This window comes from Streptomyces sp. C1-1 (assembly GCF_050214755.1).
Classification (GTDB): domain Bacteria; phylum Actinomycetota; class Actinomycetes; order Streptomycetales; family Streptomycetaceae; genus Streptomyces.
This window is the reverse complement of the sequence record NZ_CP189826.1, coordinates 6,971,868-6,990,169: the sequence shown is the minus strand read 5'-3', so window position 1 is coordinate 6,990,169 and position 18,302 is coordinate 6,971,868. Positions and strand designations below refer to the sequence as shown.

6 protein-coding genes are annotated in these 18,302 nt (G+C 71.0%); 2 read left to right on the top strand and 4 right to left on the bottom strand.

Going from position 1 to position 18,302, the window contains the following annotated elements:
• Positions 1–22 precede the first annotated feature (22 nt).
• Complete coding sequence (locus ACQF4J_RS31755; RefSeq protein ID WP_427167367.1) at positions 23–1,801, top strand: sigma-70 family RNA polymerase sigma factor; 1,779 nt, start codon at positions 23–25, stop codon at positions 1,799–1,801.
• 707 nt (positions 1,802–2,508) lie between these two features.
• Here ACQF4J_RS31755 and ACQF4J_RS31750 read toward each other — a convergent pair.
• The 4 genes from ACQF4J_RS31750 to ACQF4J_RS31735 are packed head-to-tail and all read right to left on the bottom strand — an operon-like array spanning position 2,509 to position 11,498.
• A complete protein-coding gene (locus ACQF4J_RS31750) occupies positions 2,509–3,597 on the bottom strand; it encodes a DNA helicase (RefSeq protein ID WP_427167366.1) in 1,089 nt (362 codons plus the stop codon).
• A complete protein-coding gene (drmB, locus tag ACQF4J_RS31745; protein ID WP_427167365.1) occupies positions 3,594–5,441 on the bottom strand; it encodes a DrmB family protein in 1,848 nt (615 codons plus the stop codon). The genes ACQF4J_RS31750 and drmB overlap by 4 nt, the downstream gene beginning before the upstream one ends.
• Complete coding sequence (locus ACQF4J_RS31740) at positions 5,438–8,563, bottom strand: helicase-related protein (protein WP_427167364.1); 3,126 nt, start codon at positions 8,561–8,563, stop codon at positions 5,438–5,440. Before ACQF4J_RS31740 ends, drmB begins: the two co-directional genes overlap by 4 nt.
• 40 nt (positions 8,564–8,603) lie before the next feature.
• Entirely contained in the window at positions 8,604–11,498 is a 2,895-nt protein-coding gene (locus ACQF4J_RS31735) for a sigma-70 family RNA polymerase sigma factor (protein WP_427167363.1), read from the bottom strand.
• A gap of 503 nt (positions 11,499–12,001) precedes the next feature.
• On the opposite strand from ACQF4J_RS31735, the gene ACQF4J_RS31730 reads away from it, so the two are divergent.
• Positions 12,002–18,301 (top strand): protein kinase domain-containing protein, encoded by a 6,300-nt coding sequence (locus ACQF4J_RS31730; RefSeq protein ID WP_427167362.1) that lies wholly within the window; start codon positions 12,002–12,004, stop codon positions 18,299–18,301.
• Position 18,302: the final 1 nt, after the last annotated feature.

The window sequence follows — 18,302 nt, the reverse complement described above, 5'->3', positions numbered from 1 at the left end:
CGTCAGGTCGAAGGGAGACCCGATGCCCAGGCATGCCGCACCCGCGGCCGACGTGATAGCCGCGGCTCGGGCCGGCGATCGCGGCGCCCTGGAAGAGCTCACCTCCCGGACGCTTCCGCTGGTCTACAGCGTCGCGGCGCGTGCGCACCCGTACCGCGACGACGTCGACGACATCGTCCAGGAGACGATGATGCGCATCCTGCGCGGCATCGGGGGACTGGAGCGCCCGGCGGCGTTCCGGTCCTGGGTGATCACCATCACCGTGAACGAGGTCCGCGACCACATCCGCAGGCGCGGCAGGAGGGAGACGACGGGAGCGGCGTTCGACGCGGCTGAAGCCCGGCCCGACCCGGCCGCCGATTTCGCCGAGGGGGTCATCCTCGACCTGCGGCTGTCCGGACAGCGCGAGGAGTCCGTGCGCGCGACCCGTTGGCTCGACGAGGACGACCGGGAGCTGCTGTCACTGTGGTGGCTGGAGACGGCCGGCCGGCTCGCCCGGGCCGAGCTCGCCTCCGCTCTGGACATGACCGGCCATCAAGCGGCTGTACGGGTGCAACGCATGAAGGAGCGCCTGCACACCTCCCGCGTCATCGTCCGAGCCCTCGCGGCCAGGCCCGCATGCGGGGAACTGACCCGGCTGACCGTGGACTGGAACGGGGCCCCCAGCGGCCTGTGGCGCAAACGCCTCGGCCGCCATGTGCGGCAGTGCCCGCGGTGCGTGCGCCACGAGGAAGGCATGCTGGCCCCGGAAGGACTGCTGGCGTCCCTGGCCCTCCTGCCCGTGCCGGCGGCACTGCTGGCCTGGCGCCCGTGGCTGTCCGCGGGAACGCACGCCGCGGCGGCCGGCCAGGCCGGCACCACGGCCACTTCAGGCAGCGGGGGTTCCGCGACGGCGGGGACGGCAGGGACGGCAGGGGCGAGCCTCACCGCGAAGGCCGTGGTGGCGGCGAGTGCGCTGCTCGCCGTGGGCGGTGGCGTGCTCGTGTACGCGGCCCCGTGGTCCAGCCCGTCGGCGCGTCCGGCCACCGCCCCGACGGCTTCCGGCCCGGCACCCGCGCCCTCGCCCACCGCATCCGCATCCGCATCCGCATCACCGTCACGGCCGGCACCGGTACTGGGCTCGGCCGTCTCGCATCCCTCGCCCCGGCCGCGGTACGGGTCCGTGGTCGACACCGTGGACAGCGCGCCACCGCCGGACCGGCCGCCCGCCGCATTGCCCCACCGCCCGCAGACCACGGTGACGATGACGGGGCTCAAGAGACACCTGGACGGCTACCAGCTCGTCCACCGCGGGGACACCGTGGTACTGCGCGGGAAGGGCTACTTCACCGTCCACTGGGACGTGATGTACGGGCTGCGCCCCGGGCTGCTGACCATGCCCTCGTGGACCGGACTGCGAGGAAGGCTGTTCCACGTGGCCTCGGGCGGCGGCCACCGCATGGACGACCGTCAGCCGGGCGCCACCGCCGGCGGCACCTGGATGGGCAACCGGCAGCAAGGACTGATCACCCTGCCGCCGGGAGCCCAGCAGATGTGGCAGAACGAGTACTACTACCTCGACGGCAGCGTCACACTCCACCTCAACGAGACCCAGGCCGACTACAACCTCGACGTCCTGCCCTCCTCCTGGCAGGAGACAGCCGACGACATCGCCAGTCCCCCGGCCCCGCACTCCGCCGACCGCGAACGGTACGGACTCGTGCGCGACACCGGCCGCGACGACGCCCCCGTACCGCAGTACACCACCCGCTCCACGCCGACCGAGGCGGGCACCGTGCCCCAGCGCTCCGTCGTGTCCTGACCATGGGCGGTTGCCCAGGCGGGGCTCTGCCCTTGCCGAAAACTCCGCCCTGGCGGGAGCCGGTGTGCAGTTCGGCGTGTGCACCGGCATGTCCAACGTCCTCCGCCACAATTGCGACGGGGCTTCAGTCGGGCGCGCCCAACGACACCCGAGAGGGCACCATTGGCAGCTGTCTCGATTTGCGGCGCGAGCAGTGTCACCCTTCCCTGCCCGGGCACGGCTCGCTGGAGGACGCAGCAACGGTGCTCAAGTTCGGTCAGAGCAGGCCTACAAGAAGACACCCTCGTACATGTACTTCCGAGTGCATCAGCATCCGAGATGTCTGCTACAGAGCGACACTGGACCACATTTGACACCCGGAATGCCCGGACATGCCGCAGGGGCAGCAGACAGAAACGACGATACCTACAGCCCGGATTCGACCCGGATTCGACCCGGAGAGTTTGTTCAGTGAGTTAACGTGCCCTCTGACCTGCGGAAATAAAGAGCGGCAGACGAGTCGGGCTGTACGCCGGGGAGAATCACCGCAGCGCTATGACATGTACAAACATGCCAGGCGACCAATTCTGCGGCTACTTTGACGGCTACGTGAGCACGGGTGCGCCCCACTCCCATCGAGCAGTGCACCGGTTCCGACATAGACTTCAGCCCGCTATCAGCGCGGACCGAGACCCGCGCGCTCCCGAGCCTGTGTCGTTCCAGGCGCGTCAACCGCGTAGCAACACGCTTGGTCCCACCTGCGCCAGCAGCGGCGGCTCGGAGTCGCCTTCGTACGCAAGATGCAGCTCGTGTCGGGCTCGCGTGGCCATGACGTAGTACTCCATGCGGAGTGCGGCCGAGGTGGGATCGGTGGCGGCGTCGGTGTGCGTGTCAGGAATGACGACGGTGTCGAAGCCAAGGCCCTTGGCGCTTCGGCGATGGACCAGGACAACCCCGGGACGGCCGAGGTCCAGGCGGTGGTAGCGGCCTCCCTTCCAGGCATCGGAGGTGTAGAGCTGTGGTTTGAGCCTGGGTGCCTTGTTCTGCAGGGTGCCGAGCAGGGAGAACTGAGTGTGCTTCGAGTGGGTTATCACGCCGATGGTGTGCCGCGGGTGCTGCTGGGCGAGCAGCATCACCAGGTCGGCGGCGCCGCGCTGTGGGAGGCGATGCAGTCGCGCGGGGGGGCCGTCCCGTTCGGGTATCGGAGGCAGGCCCGCACCGGTGTGGAAGTGAGCTGCGAAGGAGGCGATCTGCCGAGTGTTGCGGTGGTTGCCGTCGAGTTCGTGCCGCGCGCAGCGCCCCAGGCGTTCGGCGATCTCGACGAGTGTGGAGTTGGTGTCGGTCAGACGCTGACACTCGTCCGCGTACACCGTCGTGCGGGCTCCCAGCAGTCGGCAGAGACGATAGAACTCCGGTGGCAGGTCCTGTCCCTCGTCGACGACCAGGGTGAGGCCGGGCGGCGGGTCGGTCGCCGCGGCCCGGTCGTACAGGGTGGGCCAGTCGAACCAGCCGTCCGGGCCGCCGGGCGGTTTCCCGCCGTACCACTCGGTGAGCCAGGCGTGTACGGTCCGCACCCGCACGCTGCGGTCCGCGGGTCCCAGGGCGTGGACGGCTCCGGCCAGCGACTGGTGCAGCAGGTTGGAGTAGGTCAGCAGGACCACCGGCGTTCCCGTCAGGGCGAGCATGACGGCTCGCTGGGCCGCCAGGAGGCTCTTGCCGCTTCCCGGCGGACCGCTGATGAGGTGGTTGCCGTCGAAGGGCAGATCGTCGAGGCAGGAGCGCTGCTCTTGGGTGAGGTCGAGATAGGTGACGGTCACATCTCCTCCACGGCGCCTGCTGCCGCGGCGCGGGCCGCGGTGACGATGGACTCCAGGTATCCGGGCACCCGTTCGCCCCCGACGACGAGGGCGCGGTCGAGGAGGGTGTTCCCGGTCTCACAGCTGGTCTCGGGAAGCAACGCGCAGGCGTGGCAGGCCGCGCGGTTGAGGTTGCCGAAGCCCTGGCCGGTGTGCTCGGCGCAGAGGGGGTCGGCCGAGCACCAGGCCGCGGCCTCCGTCATCCGGAGCAGGGTCTCGGCGAGCCGGGGCGGTTCACCTTGCTGGACGAGACCGCCGAGGGTTCCCTCCGCGTCTCCGGCGGCCGTGTAGACGAGGATGCCGTACTGATCCTGCTCAGGACGTGCGTAGACGCGCTCTCGCAGACTCGCCGTCGTGTATCCGGACTCGAAGGAGAGCTGGCGGATCAGCAGGTGCGCGAGGGTGTGCAGGAGCACGAATCGCGGTGACAGTTCCGGTCCGGTCAGGGTTTCCAGACGGTCCTTCTGGAAGGAGCGGTCGAGGTCGGCTCGCATGCCGGAGATCCGGCGACCGACCCTGATGTCCGCTTCCCAGGCAGCGAGTTCGCTCTTGTCCAGAGTGAGGAAGATGCCTTCTCCGAAGACCTCCACGGCGGGCAGCCACCTCAGGCGCCGCGCGGTGTCCGCGGGGACGTTGGTGGCGTCCGGTGAGACCCGGGTGAAACCCGACAGGGCGCGCACCTCGCGCAGCCGGTCGGCGAGGACGATCCGGCCGAACCGGCGGCTGAGACCCGCCCAGGGGTCGGCGGTCTCGCCGGCGAGACCGAGCGTGGTCTCTCGCAGCGCGAAGTCGCGGGTGGCCGGCGGTGTCGGAGCGGTGAAGGCCTCCCATTCCTCCCGACTCAGGTCGGGCCGGTCGGGAGTACCGGTCCCAGCGGAGGTCGATGGCGCGGGCCTGCCCGTCTCCTCGGCGAGGAGGGCGTCGAGGAGTTGGTCGTCGGCGCCGGTGTCCTCCTGGATCATCGAGCGGAAGACCCCGGCCCGCGGCGAGTCGGCCCCTCTGCACAGTGACACCCACAGATCGTGCCCGCGCACCCGTGCGGCGAGCGCCTCGTCGGTGACGGCCGGTGCATCGGTCTCGGGGATGTCGAGCGCCGAATACACGATCGGGTAGTACAGGTTTCCCGCGGTGCGCTGCACCACCTGCACCGGCTTCTCGCACTCCACGGCCTCACTTGCCCGCTGCCAGGGGTTGCGTCCTGAGCAGCGCATGCCGTGCGTACCGAGGATGTCCAGCAGGTCCCGGGCCGCTCCGCAGCCCTTCGCGGTGCAGGCCACGGAGAGCGCTTCGAGTCCTGAGGCGCGTTCGGAGACCAGGAAGCGCAGCTTGTCGCGGTCGCCGCACTGCCGGCGCTCGCCCGCGTCCTGCCGGGAGTGGGCCCAGAACCACCAGTCGACGTCGCTGAGGTGTCCGGCCTGGCAGATCTGCACGAACCGCATGGGCGCGAGGGCCCGCCCCGGCGAGCAGGACGGGCAGCGCGGCGGACGCCCGGGCTTCTCGTCCGCGATGCGCCACCTGGTCATGCGCCGACAGGAGCCGCAGAAAAGCCAGGACGGGAAGCGGATGTACGGCGCCCCGGGCGCGTCCGGCGTGTCGAACCGGTCGTTGTCCGTCGCCGGGGCGGCGTAGAAACCGGTCACCCCGAGCCGGGAGGCCAGCCGGGGCGAGTCGACCCGCTGCCTGCCGCGGCTCGGCCAGTCGCCGATTCCGGTCGCGACGAACGACTCGCCCTGGATGTCGAAGACGGCTCCGACCCCGAAGGGCACCACCGTCTGGGACTGGCGTACCCGCAGTGTGCGGCTCACAGGTCTGCTCCCTTCACCATCACCTGGCACTCCCGGTCGACGTTGCGCATCGAGTTGGCCGTCTCCCACAGGCCGTATCTCTGCTCGAAGCTCTTGATGAGGTTGGACTGGCCTTTGCCCTGACTGCGGTAGTACAGCTCGCGGCCGTCCTTGCGTGCTGCGCGCGCTGCTTCCTCCCACTCGGCGAGGAGGTCCGACAGTTCCTTGCGGACGGCGTCGCCCGCAGCGGGTTCGCAGGCCTCGGCGCGCGCCGCCAGTTCCGCCACGAGGGCCTCCGCGCCGGGCAGGTGGTGCAGTATCGCCCCCGCCTGGTTCTCCGCGGCGAGGCCGAGGCGGTGCCGTACGAGGATGACGAGAGCGGCGTGCAGGGCGCGGCGGCGCGAGGGGACGGACCACGGAGTGACACTGGTCGGTTCGACATGCCGGTACAGCGAGCGGTGGTACACGTCGAAGGTCTCGTAGTGCGAACGGTCCCGCGGCCTGGTGGCGTTGAAGAAGGTGACGACGAGGCCGGGGACGGCATGCCGGCCGACACGGCTGGTGGCCTGGATGTACTCGGCCGTCGTCTTGGGCTGCCCCTGCATGAGCATCAGTGCCAGTCGCTTCACGTCGACGCCGACGGACAGCATGTTGGTGCAGGGCAGGAAGGACACCGACTCCGGATGGTCCCATCGCTTCTCGAGCCGGTCGAGCAGCACGGGCTGTTCCGCACGCGGCAGGTTACTGGTCAGCTCCTGTACCTGGTGATCGATCAACTTCCGTGTTTCCAGGCCGGATTCAAGGCCGGCGAGCTGGGCGGGAATGTCATCGGCCGCGGCGGTGACGGTCCGGCCGAGTTCACGCAGGCTGTGGTGGTAGGCGACGAGTGTCCAGTAGGCGTCCCGGTGTTCCTCGGGCAGCTCCCACGCGCCCTGCAGCATGGCGGCGGCGACCGCGACGGCGGCGCGGCCCGCCGTGTGCCCCTGGGCCATGACGCCGAGGTAGCGGCGGCCGGGCCGTGAGGTGTCCGGTTCGGCGAAGTACGAGTGGCGGGCGTCGAGCCCGGCGGGTGGGAACAGCTGGACGCCACCGCCGTAGAGGGCGCGGACCTGTTCCCCCGAGCGGCGGATGGTGGCCGTCGACGCCACGATTTTGGGTCCGATGCCGTCGGGCCGGGTGCACAGCCCCAGCACAGCGGCCTCGTACAGGCCGACCGTGGTGCCGAGTGGGCCGGTGAGCAGGTGCAGTTCGTCCTGGATGACGAGGGACGGCGGCAGCTGTGTACCGCCTGCCGCGAACAGCCTTCCGGCACGGGGCTCCCAGGCCAGTCGGGCGAACTTGTCGACGGTGCCCAGGACGAACGTGCGCGGCCGGTCGTACAGCTGCTCGTCCACCACGGCGACGGGCAGCTCGTCGTGGAAGACGCACTCCTCGCGCGGGCAGAAGAAGGCGAAGGAGTCCGCTCCGGCGCGCACGCCGTAGTCACCGATGTCGGGTGACTTGTGTGCGGGCAGGATGCGGGAGCCGCACCAGGGGCAGCGGTCGAGGATGAACACGTCGTCGGGCCGGGCGGCGGCGCGTACGTCGTCGAAGGCGGCACGGGCCTTTTCGTACGTGTTCGGTGTGGTCGTCTCGCCCACCCACAGGCCGATCGAGAAGGGCTCCTCGCCGTAGCCGGCCGGGTCCGCCCGGCGGAGGGTTTCGAGGGCGCACACGGTGGTGGCCGCGCGCTGGAACTGCTGGGTGGTGAGCAGGCTCAGGGTGTAGCGGCTGAGGACGGCCGTGCCGCCCCCGTCGGGTTCACTCCTGCGCAGTGCCATCGTGAAGGCCGCGAGCAGCAGGTACGCCTCGGTCTTGCCACCGCCGGTCGGGAACCAGATGAGGTCGGTGACGGCTCGGTCCCGGTGCCGGGGGTCGGCCACTCCGTCCAGGGCCAGCAGGAAGAACGCCAACTGGAAGGGGCGCCAGGCGGCGTCGGGAGCCGGCTCCGGGTGCGGGGGGACGGCGTCGCGGCGGGACCGGCGCGTCCCCGCCAGGTCCGGGGCGGAGTGGCGCATCTGGAGCGCCATGACGTGGTTGGCGGTACGGAAGGCGCGCAGCAGTTCGGGCCGGGACGGATCGCAGAGGGTGCGCACCCCTGACTCGATGCGGGCGACGGCGTCGGCGACACGCCCCAGGACGCGGTCGGCGGCCGCCCGTCCCCAGTCGGGGATGTCCGCGTTCAGCTGCCCCACGTACCACGCACGGTAGTCGGCTGCGAACTCCCAGAGTTCCTCACGAAGCTGGTCGGCGGAGACGTCCGGGTCGGCAAGGTGCCCGAGGTTCAGCACCGGCGTGCCGCTGGGGCCCGCCGCCCGTACGCCGGTGACCTCCGCCTCCGGCATGACGGCCGCGCGCAGCGCCGTGACCTGGTCCCCCGCACCGTCGTACTGTTCCGCGACCGCGCAGCCGTGTCCCACGGCGTGGGTGCGCACGTGCCGGTACTGGAGGCGCAGTTCCTGCTCCTCCGGGTCGCGGCTGGCGAGGCGGACGCTCGGGTACTGGAGCACCCTGCCGTCGACAGGCCGTACCTCCAGCTCCACTTGGAACAGCATGCGGTCCCACTGGGCGGCCTTGCCGAGGGCCGGCTCGTGCCGGGCCGCGTTGACCAGAGCCACGGTCACCAGCTGCCCGGTGCCGAACACGCGACGCCTGACACGGAGTTCGGCGCGCGTGTCGAGGACGGTGACCTGGTCGCGGTCGGCGCCAAGGGTGTGTGTCTCGGCCGGCAGCGGGATGCGCTGCCAGCTCCGGCCCCGTTCGCTCGTACCGGAACGGGTCTGGTAGCGGGCGCCGGAACAGCGGATCTCCACGGTGGTGGCGTCGGTGTAGAAGCTGAGGCCGAGCGAGGAGGGCAGCCACGAGTTCGACTCCGCGACGGGGTCGGCGGCGGGAGCGGTGTCCTCGGCCGCCCTCTCCGTACCGCTACCGTCCGGTTCCTCGCCGGCCAGGTCCAACTGACGCTGCAGATCCGCGTCCTGGGGATACAGGGTGCCCATCAGGTACTGCCGGTCCGGCGGGGCGTCGAGCGTCTCCTCGTCGCCTCCCACCGGGCCGACGAGCTGTCTGTGGAGGTAGGCGACGAGTTCCTGTCTGGGGTCCATGCTGTTCCTTCAAGGTACGGGGACGTGGGCCGCGCGCGTTTCAGGTCCGGCGCCAGCGGTCCAGGAACGTGGTGCGGTCGGTGCCGGCTGCCTGCGTCGCGGCCAGTTCCTGCTGCAGTTCGGTGATGCGGGCCCAGGCGTTGTGTTCGGCCTGGGCAAGCCGCTGGGCAGCCCGCTGTTCCGCCGCCTCCACCTGCGCCGCCGTCTCCCGGCGGGCCGCGATGAGGGTACGGTCTCGTCGACTCAGCTCGGCTTCGGCCAGTCGCAGCCGCTCCTCGAGTGCCTCGATGCGTGCCTCAGTCTCCTCGCGGTAACGACGCAGCCGCCGGTCGCCCTCGTATCCTCGCTGCTCGGCGCGGGCCGCTCGCTGCTCGGTTTCGGCCGCCCGCTGCTCGGCAAGGGTCGCGCGTCGGTCCGCTTCCTCCGCCCGCTGGTTCGCTTCGGCCGCCCGCTGCTCGGCCTGATCGGCGCGCAGGCGTGCCACGGCCACCTGCTGCTCGTCGCGGGAGGTGCGCGGGGTGGCGGAGAGCGTCTCCTCCGCGGTGCGTTCCGCTCGCTCGGCCATGACGCGCTGTGCCTTGCGGTGTTCCTCCCTGAGCCGCGCCAGGCTCTCCTCGGCCTGCCCACGCAGATGCCGTTCCTGACGAAGCAATGCGGTGTCCACGCGGCGCAGCAGCGTCTCTTCGAGGGCGTCGAGCTGCCGCTCGGTATCCGCCTCGGCAGAGGCGACCCGGTCGTCGGCGGCCTTCCGCTCCTCGGTCAGCCGCTCCTGGTGCTCGTGCCGTACGCGCACTATCTGCGCCTCGTACGCGTGGCGCACCTCGGCGATGCGGCGGTCCACTACGGCCCGGAGTTGCGTGGGGTTCTCCTCGTCCTCGGGCGACGGGGCGCCGTCGCACACAAGGGCCTGTCGCACAGGCTGGTCGTCCGAAGGGCCCGACGAGTTGCCGTCCGCGGACTTCTCAGTCACGGTCGACGACTCCGCGGCCTCCTTATGCCTCGGCAGCCCGGCGACGAACTCCCGCAGTGCGTCGCGCACGGCGATGCGCGACTCGGTGTTCACCAGTGGCCGCCTGGCCAGGTACGTCCGTGGGGTCACACCGACCAGAGCTTCGGCCTGCCGCTCAAAGAAGTCCTCTGGCCTCAGACCGGCCTCCTTCACGCTGTCGAAGACGCGCTGCAGCACTTCCAGGGCCGCGAGCACCTGCTGGTCCGGCGCCTGCCGCTCCCGTGCCGCGCGCACCACGTCCGCGGCGGCGGAGGGTCCGAGGATCACCGAGAGCTGGGGATGGCCCAGCGCCAGCAGCGCGTACCCGGCGAGCCAGTCGATTCCTCCTTCGAACGTCGCCGCCATGCGCACCGCCTTGTCCCAGTCCGCCGTGTACTGCACGGGCTGAGGCTCGCCGGATGCCACGCTCGGCGCCTCGCTCGGCGGGGCAGCCTCGGGAGGAGGCACGCTCGAAGGTGTCGCAGGCGCCGAAGGCGTCGGCAGCGCCGAGGGCGTCGGTGCCGAAGCCGCCGACTCCGCGAGAGCATCGGGCGCCCGCTTTCCCCTGCTGTCCTCCGCCACCGCTGTCTCCGCCTCGATCCGGGATGATCGCTCCTCATCCGGTGTGGGCGGGGACAGGGCGGGCTCCGCCCACGACTCCTCGTCCCGCCGCGGTTCCTCGACGGCAGCGGCGGTACCGGCAGCGCCAACGACAGCTGAGTCCTTGCCACGAGCACGCCGTTTCGCCAACCGCTCCTGCTCCCCGTCTCCGTCGACTTCCCGTCCGTCCCGGCCCCCGTACGCGCTGATGACCCCAGCCATCCGCAGGCGCGCCCTGAATGCCGAGAGGGCCTTGCTCTCCACCTGCCGGATGCGCTCCCGGGTCACACCGAACTCCCGCCCCAGTTCGTCGAGGGTCGAGGGCTCGTCGCCGTCGAGGCCCAGGCGTCGGACGAGGACGCGGGCGTCACGTTCGGCGAAGGTACCCACGACGGCCATGACGTCTTCCGTCAGGAGCGCGTTCACGACCTCCTGCTCGACCGACGGCAGGGCGTGGTTCTCCCCGACGAAGTCGCCGAGCGTGGCGCCGTCACCGATGACGCGGTCGAGCGAGTCGGTGCGTCGGCTCAGCTTCCGGATCTCCTCCACTTTCCGCAGGGTCATGTCGCACTGCACCGCCACGTCAGCGGCCGGCGTGGGTCGCCCCTGCGCGGCGAGGGCGCGTTCCGCGGCAGCCACCTTGCGCATCTGCTCGTGCATGTGGACCGGGATCCGGATGAGAGCGCCCTCGTCCGCGATGGTCCGGGTGATCTGCTGCCGCACCCACCAGGTCGCGTACGTCGAGAACTTGTAGCCCTTGGCAGGGTCGAACTTGCGAGCGGCTCTCATCAGCCCGAGCGCTCCCACCTGGAAGAGGTCCTCGTAGTCCAAGCCCTGTTCCAGGTAGGGGCGGATGAGTGAGTGCACAAGGCGCTGGTTGTGCAGGACCAGGCAGTCGCGGGCCCTGATCCTCAGATCACCGGACGGCAGTCCGCTCAATTCCTCGGCGTCGGGCTCCTGACCCATGCGTTCCGCGCCGCCGCGCAGCAGCACGGCGAGGCCGACCTCGGCTTCGGCCTTCAGGAGAGAGTCTCCGGGACGTCTTCGGAAGCGGTCCTCCTCCAGTACGGCCAGCGCCGCTACGACGGCGGCGGCAATGTCCCGGCCCTCCGCCCCGGCCCCCGGCTCCTCGGAGGCCGGCGGCTCTGCCCCCTCGCCTTCGGGCCGAGTCTCCTCCGTGCGGGGATCGTCTGTCGCAGCGTCTCCATCGGTGTCGCGGACCTTTGCCCAGGCCCTCAGCACAGCCGTCTGTCGCGCACCGAGTCCGGCCAGCCGGGCGACGCCGTCCACCGCTCTGGAGGGCACGTATCCGTCGGTGTCCGCGTAGCGCAGCAGCAGCGCTTGCACCAGGTCAGCATCGGGGAACACATTTTCCCCACGAATCCGTGCAACCTTTTCCACATCCGGAGAGTCCGCGTCTACATGTACATGCACGTCCTGGACATGCAGGCCCAGTCGGACCAGCTCGTGCCGCAGCCGGTCTCGCTCGGCCTGGCCGAGCCCCAGGGTTTGCACGTTCTGCGCGAAGACCGACTCGGACACGACGCCGTTCACAGCGGCACGCCGCAACCGAGACAGCAGCTCTCCCACTGCGGCCCTCAAGCCGGGCGCGGCCACTTCGCCGACGGTTCGATCCTGCACACCACCCACCCCCGCTCACTTCACGGTGAGGCTAGAGGTGACGCGTTGACGATGTCAACGGATTGAAACCTATGAAATATTTGAGTCGTCGTGTACGGTAACGACTGCCTCACTGTCTGTTCTGACACGATGGGCCGTGCGGCAGCAGATCAGGGGGCGCGTTCCGTCTCGGAACCGCGAGAACGCGAGCAGTAGGCAGAGGAGCGGCAGTGACCCACGAGCTCGTCGGCGGCAGATTCCGCATCGGGCGCGTCATCGGCAGAGGCAACATGGGGGAGGTCCACCAGGCCGAGGACCTCAGTGCTCCCACGAACTCGCCTGAACGCACCGTCGCTGTGAAGACGATCCTGCGTCGCCGCACGGGGGGCCGGATCGACACCGGCGGCGACACCAAGGCCGTGCAGCGCTTCGCCCGCGAAGTGAGCATCATGCGCCAGCTGGATCATCACCCCAACATCACCAGGCTTGTCGCCGGTGGCATCGCCGCGGACTGCGACGACCTGCCCTACCTGGCCATGGAGTTCCTGGACGGCGAGTCGCTGCGCGACCTCATCGAGGAGGAGCCGCAGCTCCCGGTCGCCTGGGCCGCCGCCATCGGCGCCCAGATCGCCGCCGGCCTCGCCGCCGCCCACGCGAAGGGCGTGGTCCACCGCGACCTGAAGCCCGCCAACGTCATGCTCACGCGGGGCGGCACGGTCAAGGTGCTCGACTTCGGCATGGGCAGCATCGTCGACGACCCGGATCAGACCCGCCTGACCAGCACCGGCGTCAGCGTGGGCACCGCCCGCTACATGGCGCCGGAGCAGTGCCAGGCCAAGCAGGTGACCCAGGCCGCCGACCTGTACGCGCTGGGCTGTGTGCTGTACGAGATGCTGGTCGGCGTTCCCCCGTTCACGAGCGAGTCCGCGTACGAGCTCGCGGAGCGGCATGTCCACCAGGACCCCAGCCCCGTCCGCGCGATCCGCGCCGACGTCCCCGCCGAACTCGCCCGCCTCGTGGACCGCCTGCTGGCGAAGGACCCCGCGGACCGCCCCGCCGACGCCGTGACCGTGCGGGACGCCCTGCTCCCCCTCGCCGTGCCCGCGGACGACACCTGCCTCGTCCCCGCATGGATCGAGCGGGACCCGACCCTCCCTCTGCGCGAGGCCGCCCCCGCCCCCGCGACCGTTCTGCCGCAGCAGCCCACCCCGGTGACCGGCTCCGGCGCCGGCATGGACGTCTTCGGAGTCCACCAGAACCTGATCCGCGACTACCGCTCCTTCACCGAGGGCGGCACCGTCATCCGCGACGAGCGGATCAAGGCGTACGTCGAGAAGGACCTGGACGAGAAGTCCCAGTGGCCGAACCCCTGGCTGTCGCTCAACCCGTTCTTCCAGGGCGGCGGCACCGTGGTCGAGCTCGCCCAGCAGAAGGTGCTGCACTCCGAGTGCGCCCGCATCTTCCAGGCGAAGAAGACCGAGGGCGGCACCGTCTGCGACGGCCGGCCGCTCCTCCTCCACCGGCACCAGCGCGACGCCATCGACGCCGCCGCCTCCGGGGCGTCGTACGTCCTGACGACCGGTACCGGCTCCGGCAAGTCGCTCTCCTACATCGTGCCGATCGTCGACAAGGTGCTGCACGAGCGCGACGAGGAGGGCCCGAACGCTCCGAAGCGCGTGCGGGCGATCATCGTGTATCCGATGAACGCGCTCGCCAACAGCCAGCTGCGGGAGCTGGAGAAGTTCCTCCGCGACGGCTACGGCGCGGGCCGCGAGCCGGTCACCTTCGCCCGCTACACGGGCCAGGAGGACGACGAGAAGCGCAAGGAGATCCGCGACAATCCGCCGGACATCCTGCTCACCAACTACGTGATGCTGGAGCTGATGCTGACCCGCCCGGCCGACCGGGCGAGCCTCATCAGGATGGCGCGGGGCCTGGAGTTCCTCGTCTTCGACGAACTGCACACCTATCGCGGCCGCCAGGGCGCGGACGTCGCCCTGCTGATCCGCCGCGTCCGCGAGGCCTGCCAGGCGGAGAACGTGCAGTGCATCGGTACGTCGGCCACCATGTCGACGGAGGGCACGCTGGAGGACCAGCGGCAGGTGGTCGCCGGTGTGGCGAGCACGCTGTTCGGTACGACGGTCCGCCCCGAGCACGTCATCGGCGAGACCCTGGTCCGCGCGACGGGCGAGGCGCCCGGCACCGTACCGGCCGAACGCCTGACCTCCCCCGCCCCGCGCGCCTACGACGACCTGGCGCGCGACCCGCTGGCCCGCTGGATCGAGGACCGCTTCGGGCTCGTCGAGGACGAGGCCACGGGCCGCCTCGTACGCCGGCCGCCGACGCAGATCGAGGTCGCGGCGCGCGAGTTGCACGAGACGTCGGGTGTCGACGAGGAGCAGTGCGCGAAGGCGATCCGAGCGACGCTGGAGGCCGGCTCGCAGGCGCTCAACCCGCGCAACGAACGGCCGCTGTTCGCGTTCCGCCTGCACCAGTTCCTGTCCAAGGGCGACACCGTCTACGTCACCTTGGAGGACAAGTCCTCCCGCCACCTGACCCGCTCCTACCAGCTCGAACAGCCCGGCAGCGGCGGCAAGTTGCTGATGCCGCTGGCCTTCTGCCGGGAGTGCGGGCAGGAGTACCTGACGGTGTGGCGCACGGAGAAGGACGGCGAGGTCCGCTACGAGGCCCGCCGCGACACCTCGGCGACCGGCGGGCGCCAGGGCGACGGCTACCTCTACGTCGACCACGAGCGCGAGTGGCCGTCCAACGTGCAGTACGCGGTGGACGACCGCCGACTCCCGGAGTCCTGGCTGGAGTTGGACGACAAGGGTCAGGAGGTCGTCAAGCGCGCCTACCGCGACCGCGTGCCGAAGGCCGTCACCGTCGACACGTTCGGCCGCGAGGGTCAGGGTGAGCTGAAGGCCGCGTTCATCCCGTCGCCGTTCCTGTTCTGCCTGCACTGCGGTGTGGCGTACGAGCAGACACGCGGCCGGGACTTCGCCAAGCTGGCGACACTGGACCAGGAGGGCCGCTCCTCCGCGACCTCGCTGGTGTCGGCGTCGATCGTCCGCTCGCTGAAGTCGGTGCCGGAGGAGGCCCTCGACCCGAGGGCGCGCAAGCTCCTCACCTTCGTCGACAACCGCCAAGACGCCTCCCTCCAGGCCGGCCACTTCAACGACTTCGTGCAGATCACCCAGCTGCGCGGGGCCCTGTACCGGGCGGCCCTGGACGCCGGCGAGGACGGCCTGCACCACGAGGAACTGGCCTCGGAGGTGACCAACGCGCTCGCCATCGCCCCCGCCGACTACACCGGCGAGACCGAACTGCCGCCGTCGCTGGCCCGCAACGCCGCCCGCACGCTGCGTGACGTGGTCGCCTTCCGGCTCTACCTCGACCTGGAGCGCGGCTGGCGCATCACCATGCCCAACCTGGAGCAGACGGGCCTGCTGGAGATCGACTACGAGGACCTGGGCTGGGTCGCCGACAAGCAGGACCGCTGGGAGGGCACGCACCAGGCGCTGCGCGACGCCGACCCCGCGTTGCGGGCCGAGGTGATGAAGGCCCTGCTGGACGAGATGCGCCGCTCGCTCGCCATCGACGTGTCGTACTTCCGTGACGACGCCTTCGACTCCCTGCAGCGCGCGAGCGAGGAGCGGCTGGTCGACCCGTGGGTGCTGTCCTCCGCCGACAAGCCCCGGGTCGGCACCGCCTACCCGCACCCCTCCCGGCGGGGCACGGACCGTTCGAGCCTGTTCCTGTCGGCGCGGGGCAGGTTCGGCAAGTTCCTGCGGCGCACCGACCGTACCTTCCGCGACCTGGACCAGGACGACCTGCAACTGATCATCGCGGAGCTGCTGAAGGTGCTGGCCAAGGCGGGCCTGGTCAAGGAGGTGGAAGTCGCCCCGCAGCGCGCCGGCCGTTACCGCAGGGCGTCTTCGGCGGCCATGACCGGCTACCGGGTGGCCGCCCAGTCGCTGGTGTGGCGCGCCGGCAGGGGCGAGTCGGGCGCGCACGACCCGCTGACCCGCACCTACCAGAGCGGCGACGGCCCGCGCATCAACACGTTCTTCCTCAAGCTGTACCGGGAGACCGCCGACGCCCTGTCCGGCCTGTACGCCCGCGAGCACACCGCCCAGGTGTCCCCGGAGGACCGCGAGGCACGCGAGGAGGCCTTCCGCAAGGCGGAGTTGAAGCTCCTGTACTGCTCTCCCACGATGGAGCTGGGCGTCGACATCTCCGAGCTCAACGCGGTGATGATGCGCAACGTACCGCCCACGCCCGCCAACTACGCCCAGCGTTCGGGCCGCGCGGGCCGCAGCGGCCAGCCCGCGCTGGTGACGACGTACTGCGCGACGGGCAACAGCCACGACCAGTACTACTTCCGCCAGCCCTGGCGCATGGTGGCGGGCGCGGTGGCCCCGCCCCGCCTGGACCTGGCCAACGAGGACCTGGTCCTCTCCCACCTCCAGGGCATCTGGATCGCCGAGGCCGGCCTGCGCCTGGGCCGCTCCATCCCCGACGTGCTCGACGTGTCGTACCCGGACTCCGGCGACCGCCCGGACCCGGCCCTGCACCTGCTGCCGGACATCCGGGACGCGGCCCACGACGACGGCGCCCAGCGGCGCACGGTGGGCGCGGCACTGCGCGTCCTCGGCCCGCTGTTCGGGGACTTCGCGGACACCACGTGGTGGCACGACGACTGGATCGACGACAAGGTGCGGACCGTCGCGGAGCGCTTCGACCGCGCCTTCGACCGCTGGCGCAGCCTGTTCCGGGCCGCCCTGGACGACCAGTACGTCCAGAACAAACGGCGCCTCGACTACAGCCTCACCGAGGGCGACCGCATCCGCGCCAACGCCCGCCGCCGCGAGGCCGAGACACAGCTCAACCTCCTCATGAACGAGAGTGCCGACAGCAAGTCGGTCCTCTCCGACTTCAACCCCTACCGCTACCTGGCCTCCGAGGGCTTCCTGCCCGGCTACAGCTTCCCGCGCCTGCCGCTGGCCGCGTACATCCCGACGATCGGCCGCCGCCGCGGTGACGGCGACTACCTCCAGCGCCCCCGCTTCCTCGCCATCCGCGAGTTCGGCCCTGGCGCGCTCATCTACCACGAGGGCGCCCGCTACCAGGTCACCCGCATCCAGCTGCCGCCGGACTCCTCCGGCGAGCTGACCACGGGCGAGGCCCGCCGCTGCGCGAACTGCGGCTACCACCACGAGCCCAAGGAGCGCGAGGACCGCTGCGGCTTCTGCGGCGAGCCTCTGGGCGCGGCGACCTACGGCCTGCTGCACCTGCACACCGTGTACACCACCCGCCGGGAGCGGATCTCCTCGGACGAGGAGGAGCGGCGCCGGGCCGGTTTCCGGCTGGAGACGTCGTACCGCTTCCACGACCACGGCATCCGCAAGGGCCGCCTCAACGCGACGATCGCCGACCCGGACGGGCAGCTGGCGCAGATCGCCTACGGCGACTCCGCGACCGTCCGGATCACCAACACCGGCCGGGTGCGCGCCCGTACGGACGAGCCGCCGGGCTACTGGCTGGACCTGGCCGACGGCCGCTGGATGAAGGACAAGGACGCGGCCGAGGCGGTCGGCGACTTCAGTGAGCTGCCGCCGGTCGACGAGGACGGCAACGAGCGGCGCCGCAAGAAGCGGGTCATCCCCTTCGTGGAGGACCGCCGCAACATCCTCGTCGTCACCCTCGACGAGGCGCTGCCCGAGCCGATCGCGCTCACCCTGATGTACGCGCTGGAGCGGGGCATCGAGGCCGCCTTCGAGCTGGAGGACGCCGAGCTGTCCAGCGAACTGCTGCCGCCGGACGACGGCCCGAGGCGCCGCATCCTCTTCATGGAGGCGGCGGAGGGCGGCGCCGGTGTGCTGCGCCGCCTCCAGGCCGAGGACGACGCCGTTGCCAAGGCGGCCCGCCGCGCCCTGGAGATCTGCCACTTCTCGGCGGACGGCAAGGACGAGGGCGACGAGGCCCACCGCCCGGGACGGGCCTGCGCGCGCGGCTGCTACGAGTGCCTGCTCACCTACGGCAACCAGCTCGACCACGCCCAGATCAACCGGCACACGGTGGCCGCCCTGCTGGTGCGGTTCGCGTCGGCGACGGCGGCCCGCGAGTCACGCGGGGAGTCCCGGTCGGAGCAGTACCGGCGGCTGCTGGCCGAGTCCCCCGCTGATCCCACGCCGGTCGAGGCGTCGGCGTCCGCACTGGCCGAACTGGCCGCACAGGGCGACTTCCTGGGCTGGGCGAAGGCACGCGGCCTGCGGCTTCCGGACGAGAAGGACGTGTTCCTGACGGAGGCGAACGCGGCACCGGACTTCGTCTACCGGCTGCCGGGCGCGAACGTCGCCGTGTTCGTCGACGGCCCGGACGCCGAGGCTGACGCGATGCGAGACGCCGACGCCGAGGAACGGCTGTTCGACGCCACCTGGGACGTGGTCCGCTTCCCGCACGGCGCCGACTGGGACGCCATCGCCGCCGCCAACACCCGCTACTTCGGCTCCCCGGCCGCCGACTAGG

Bases quoted from the DNA above. Each gene is read 5' to 3' on its own strand.
- ACQF4J_RS31740 (WP_427167364.1), bottom strand. From the start codon at position 8,563: ATGGACCCCAGACAGGAACTCGTCGCCTACCTCCACAGACAGCTCGTC.
- ACQF4J_RS31755 (WP_427167367.1), top strand. From the start codon at position 23: ATGCCCAGGCATGCCGCACCCGCGGCCGACGTGATAGCCGCGGCTCGG.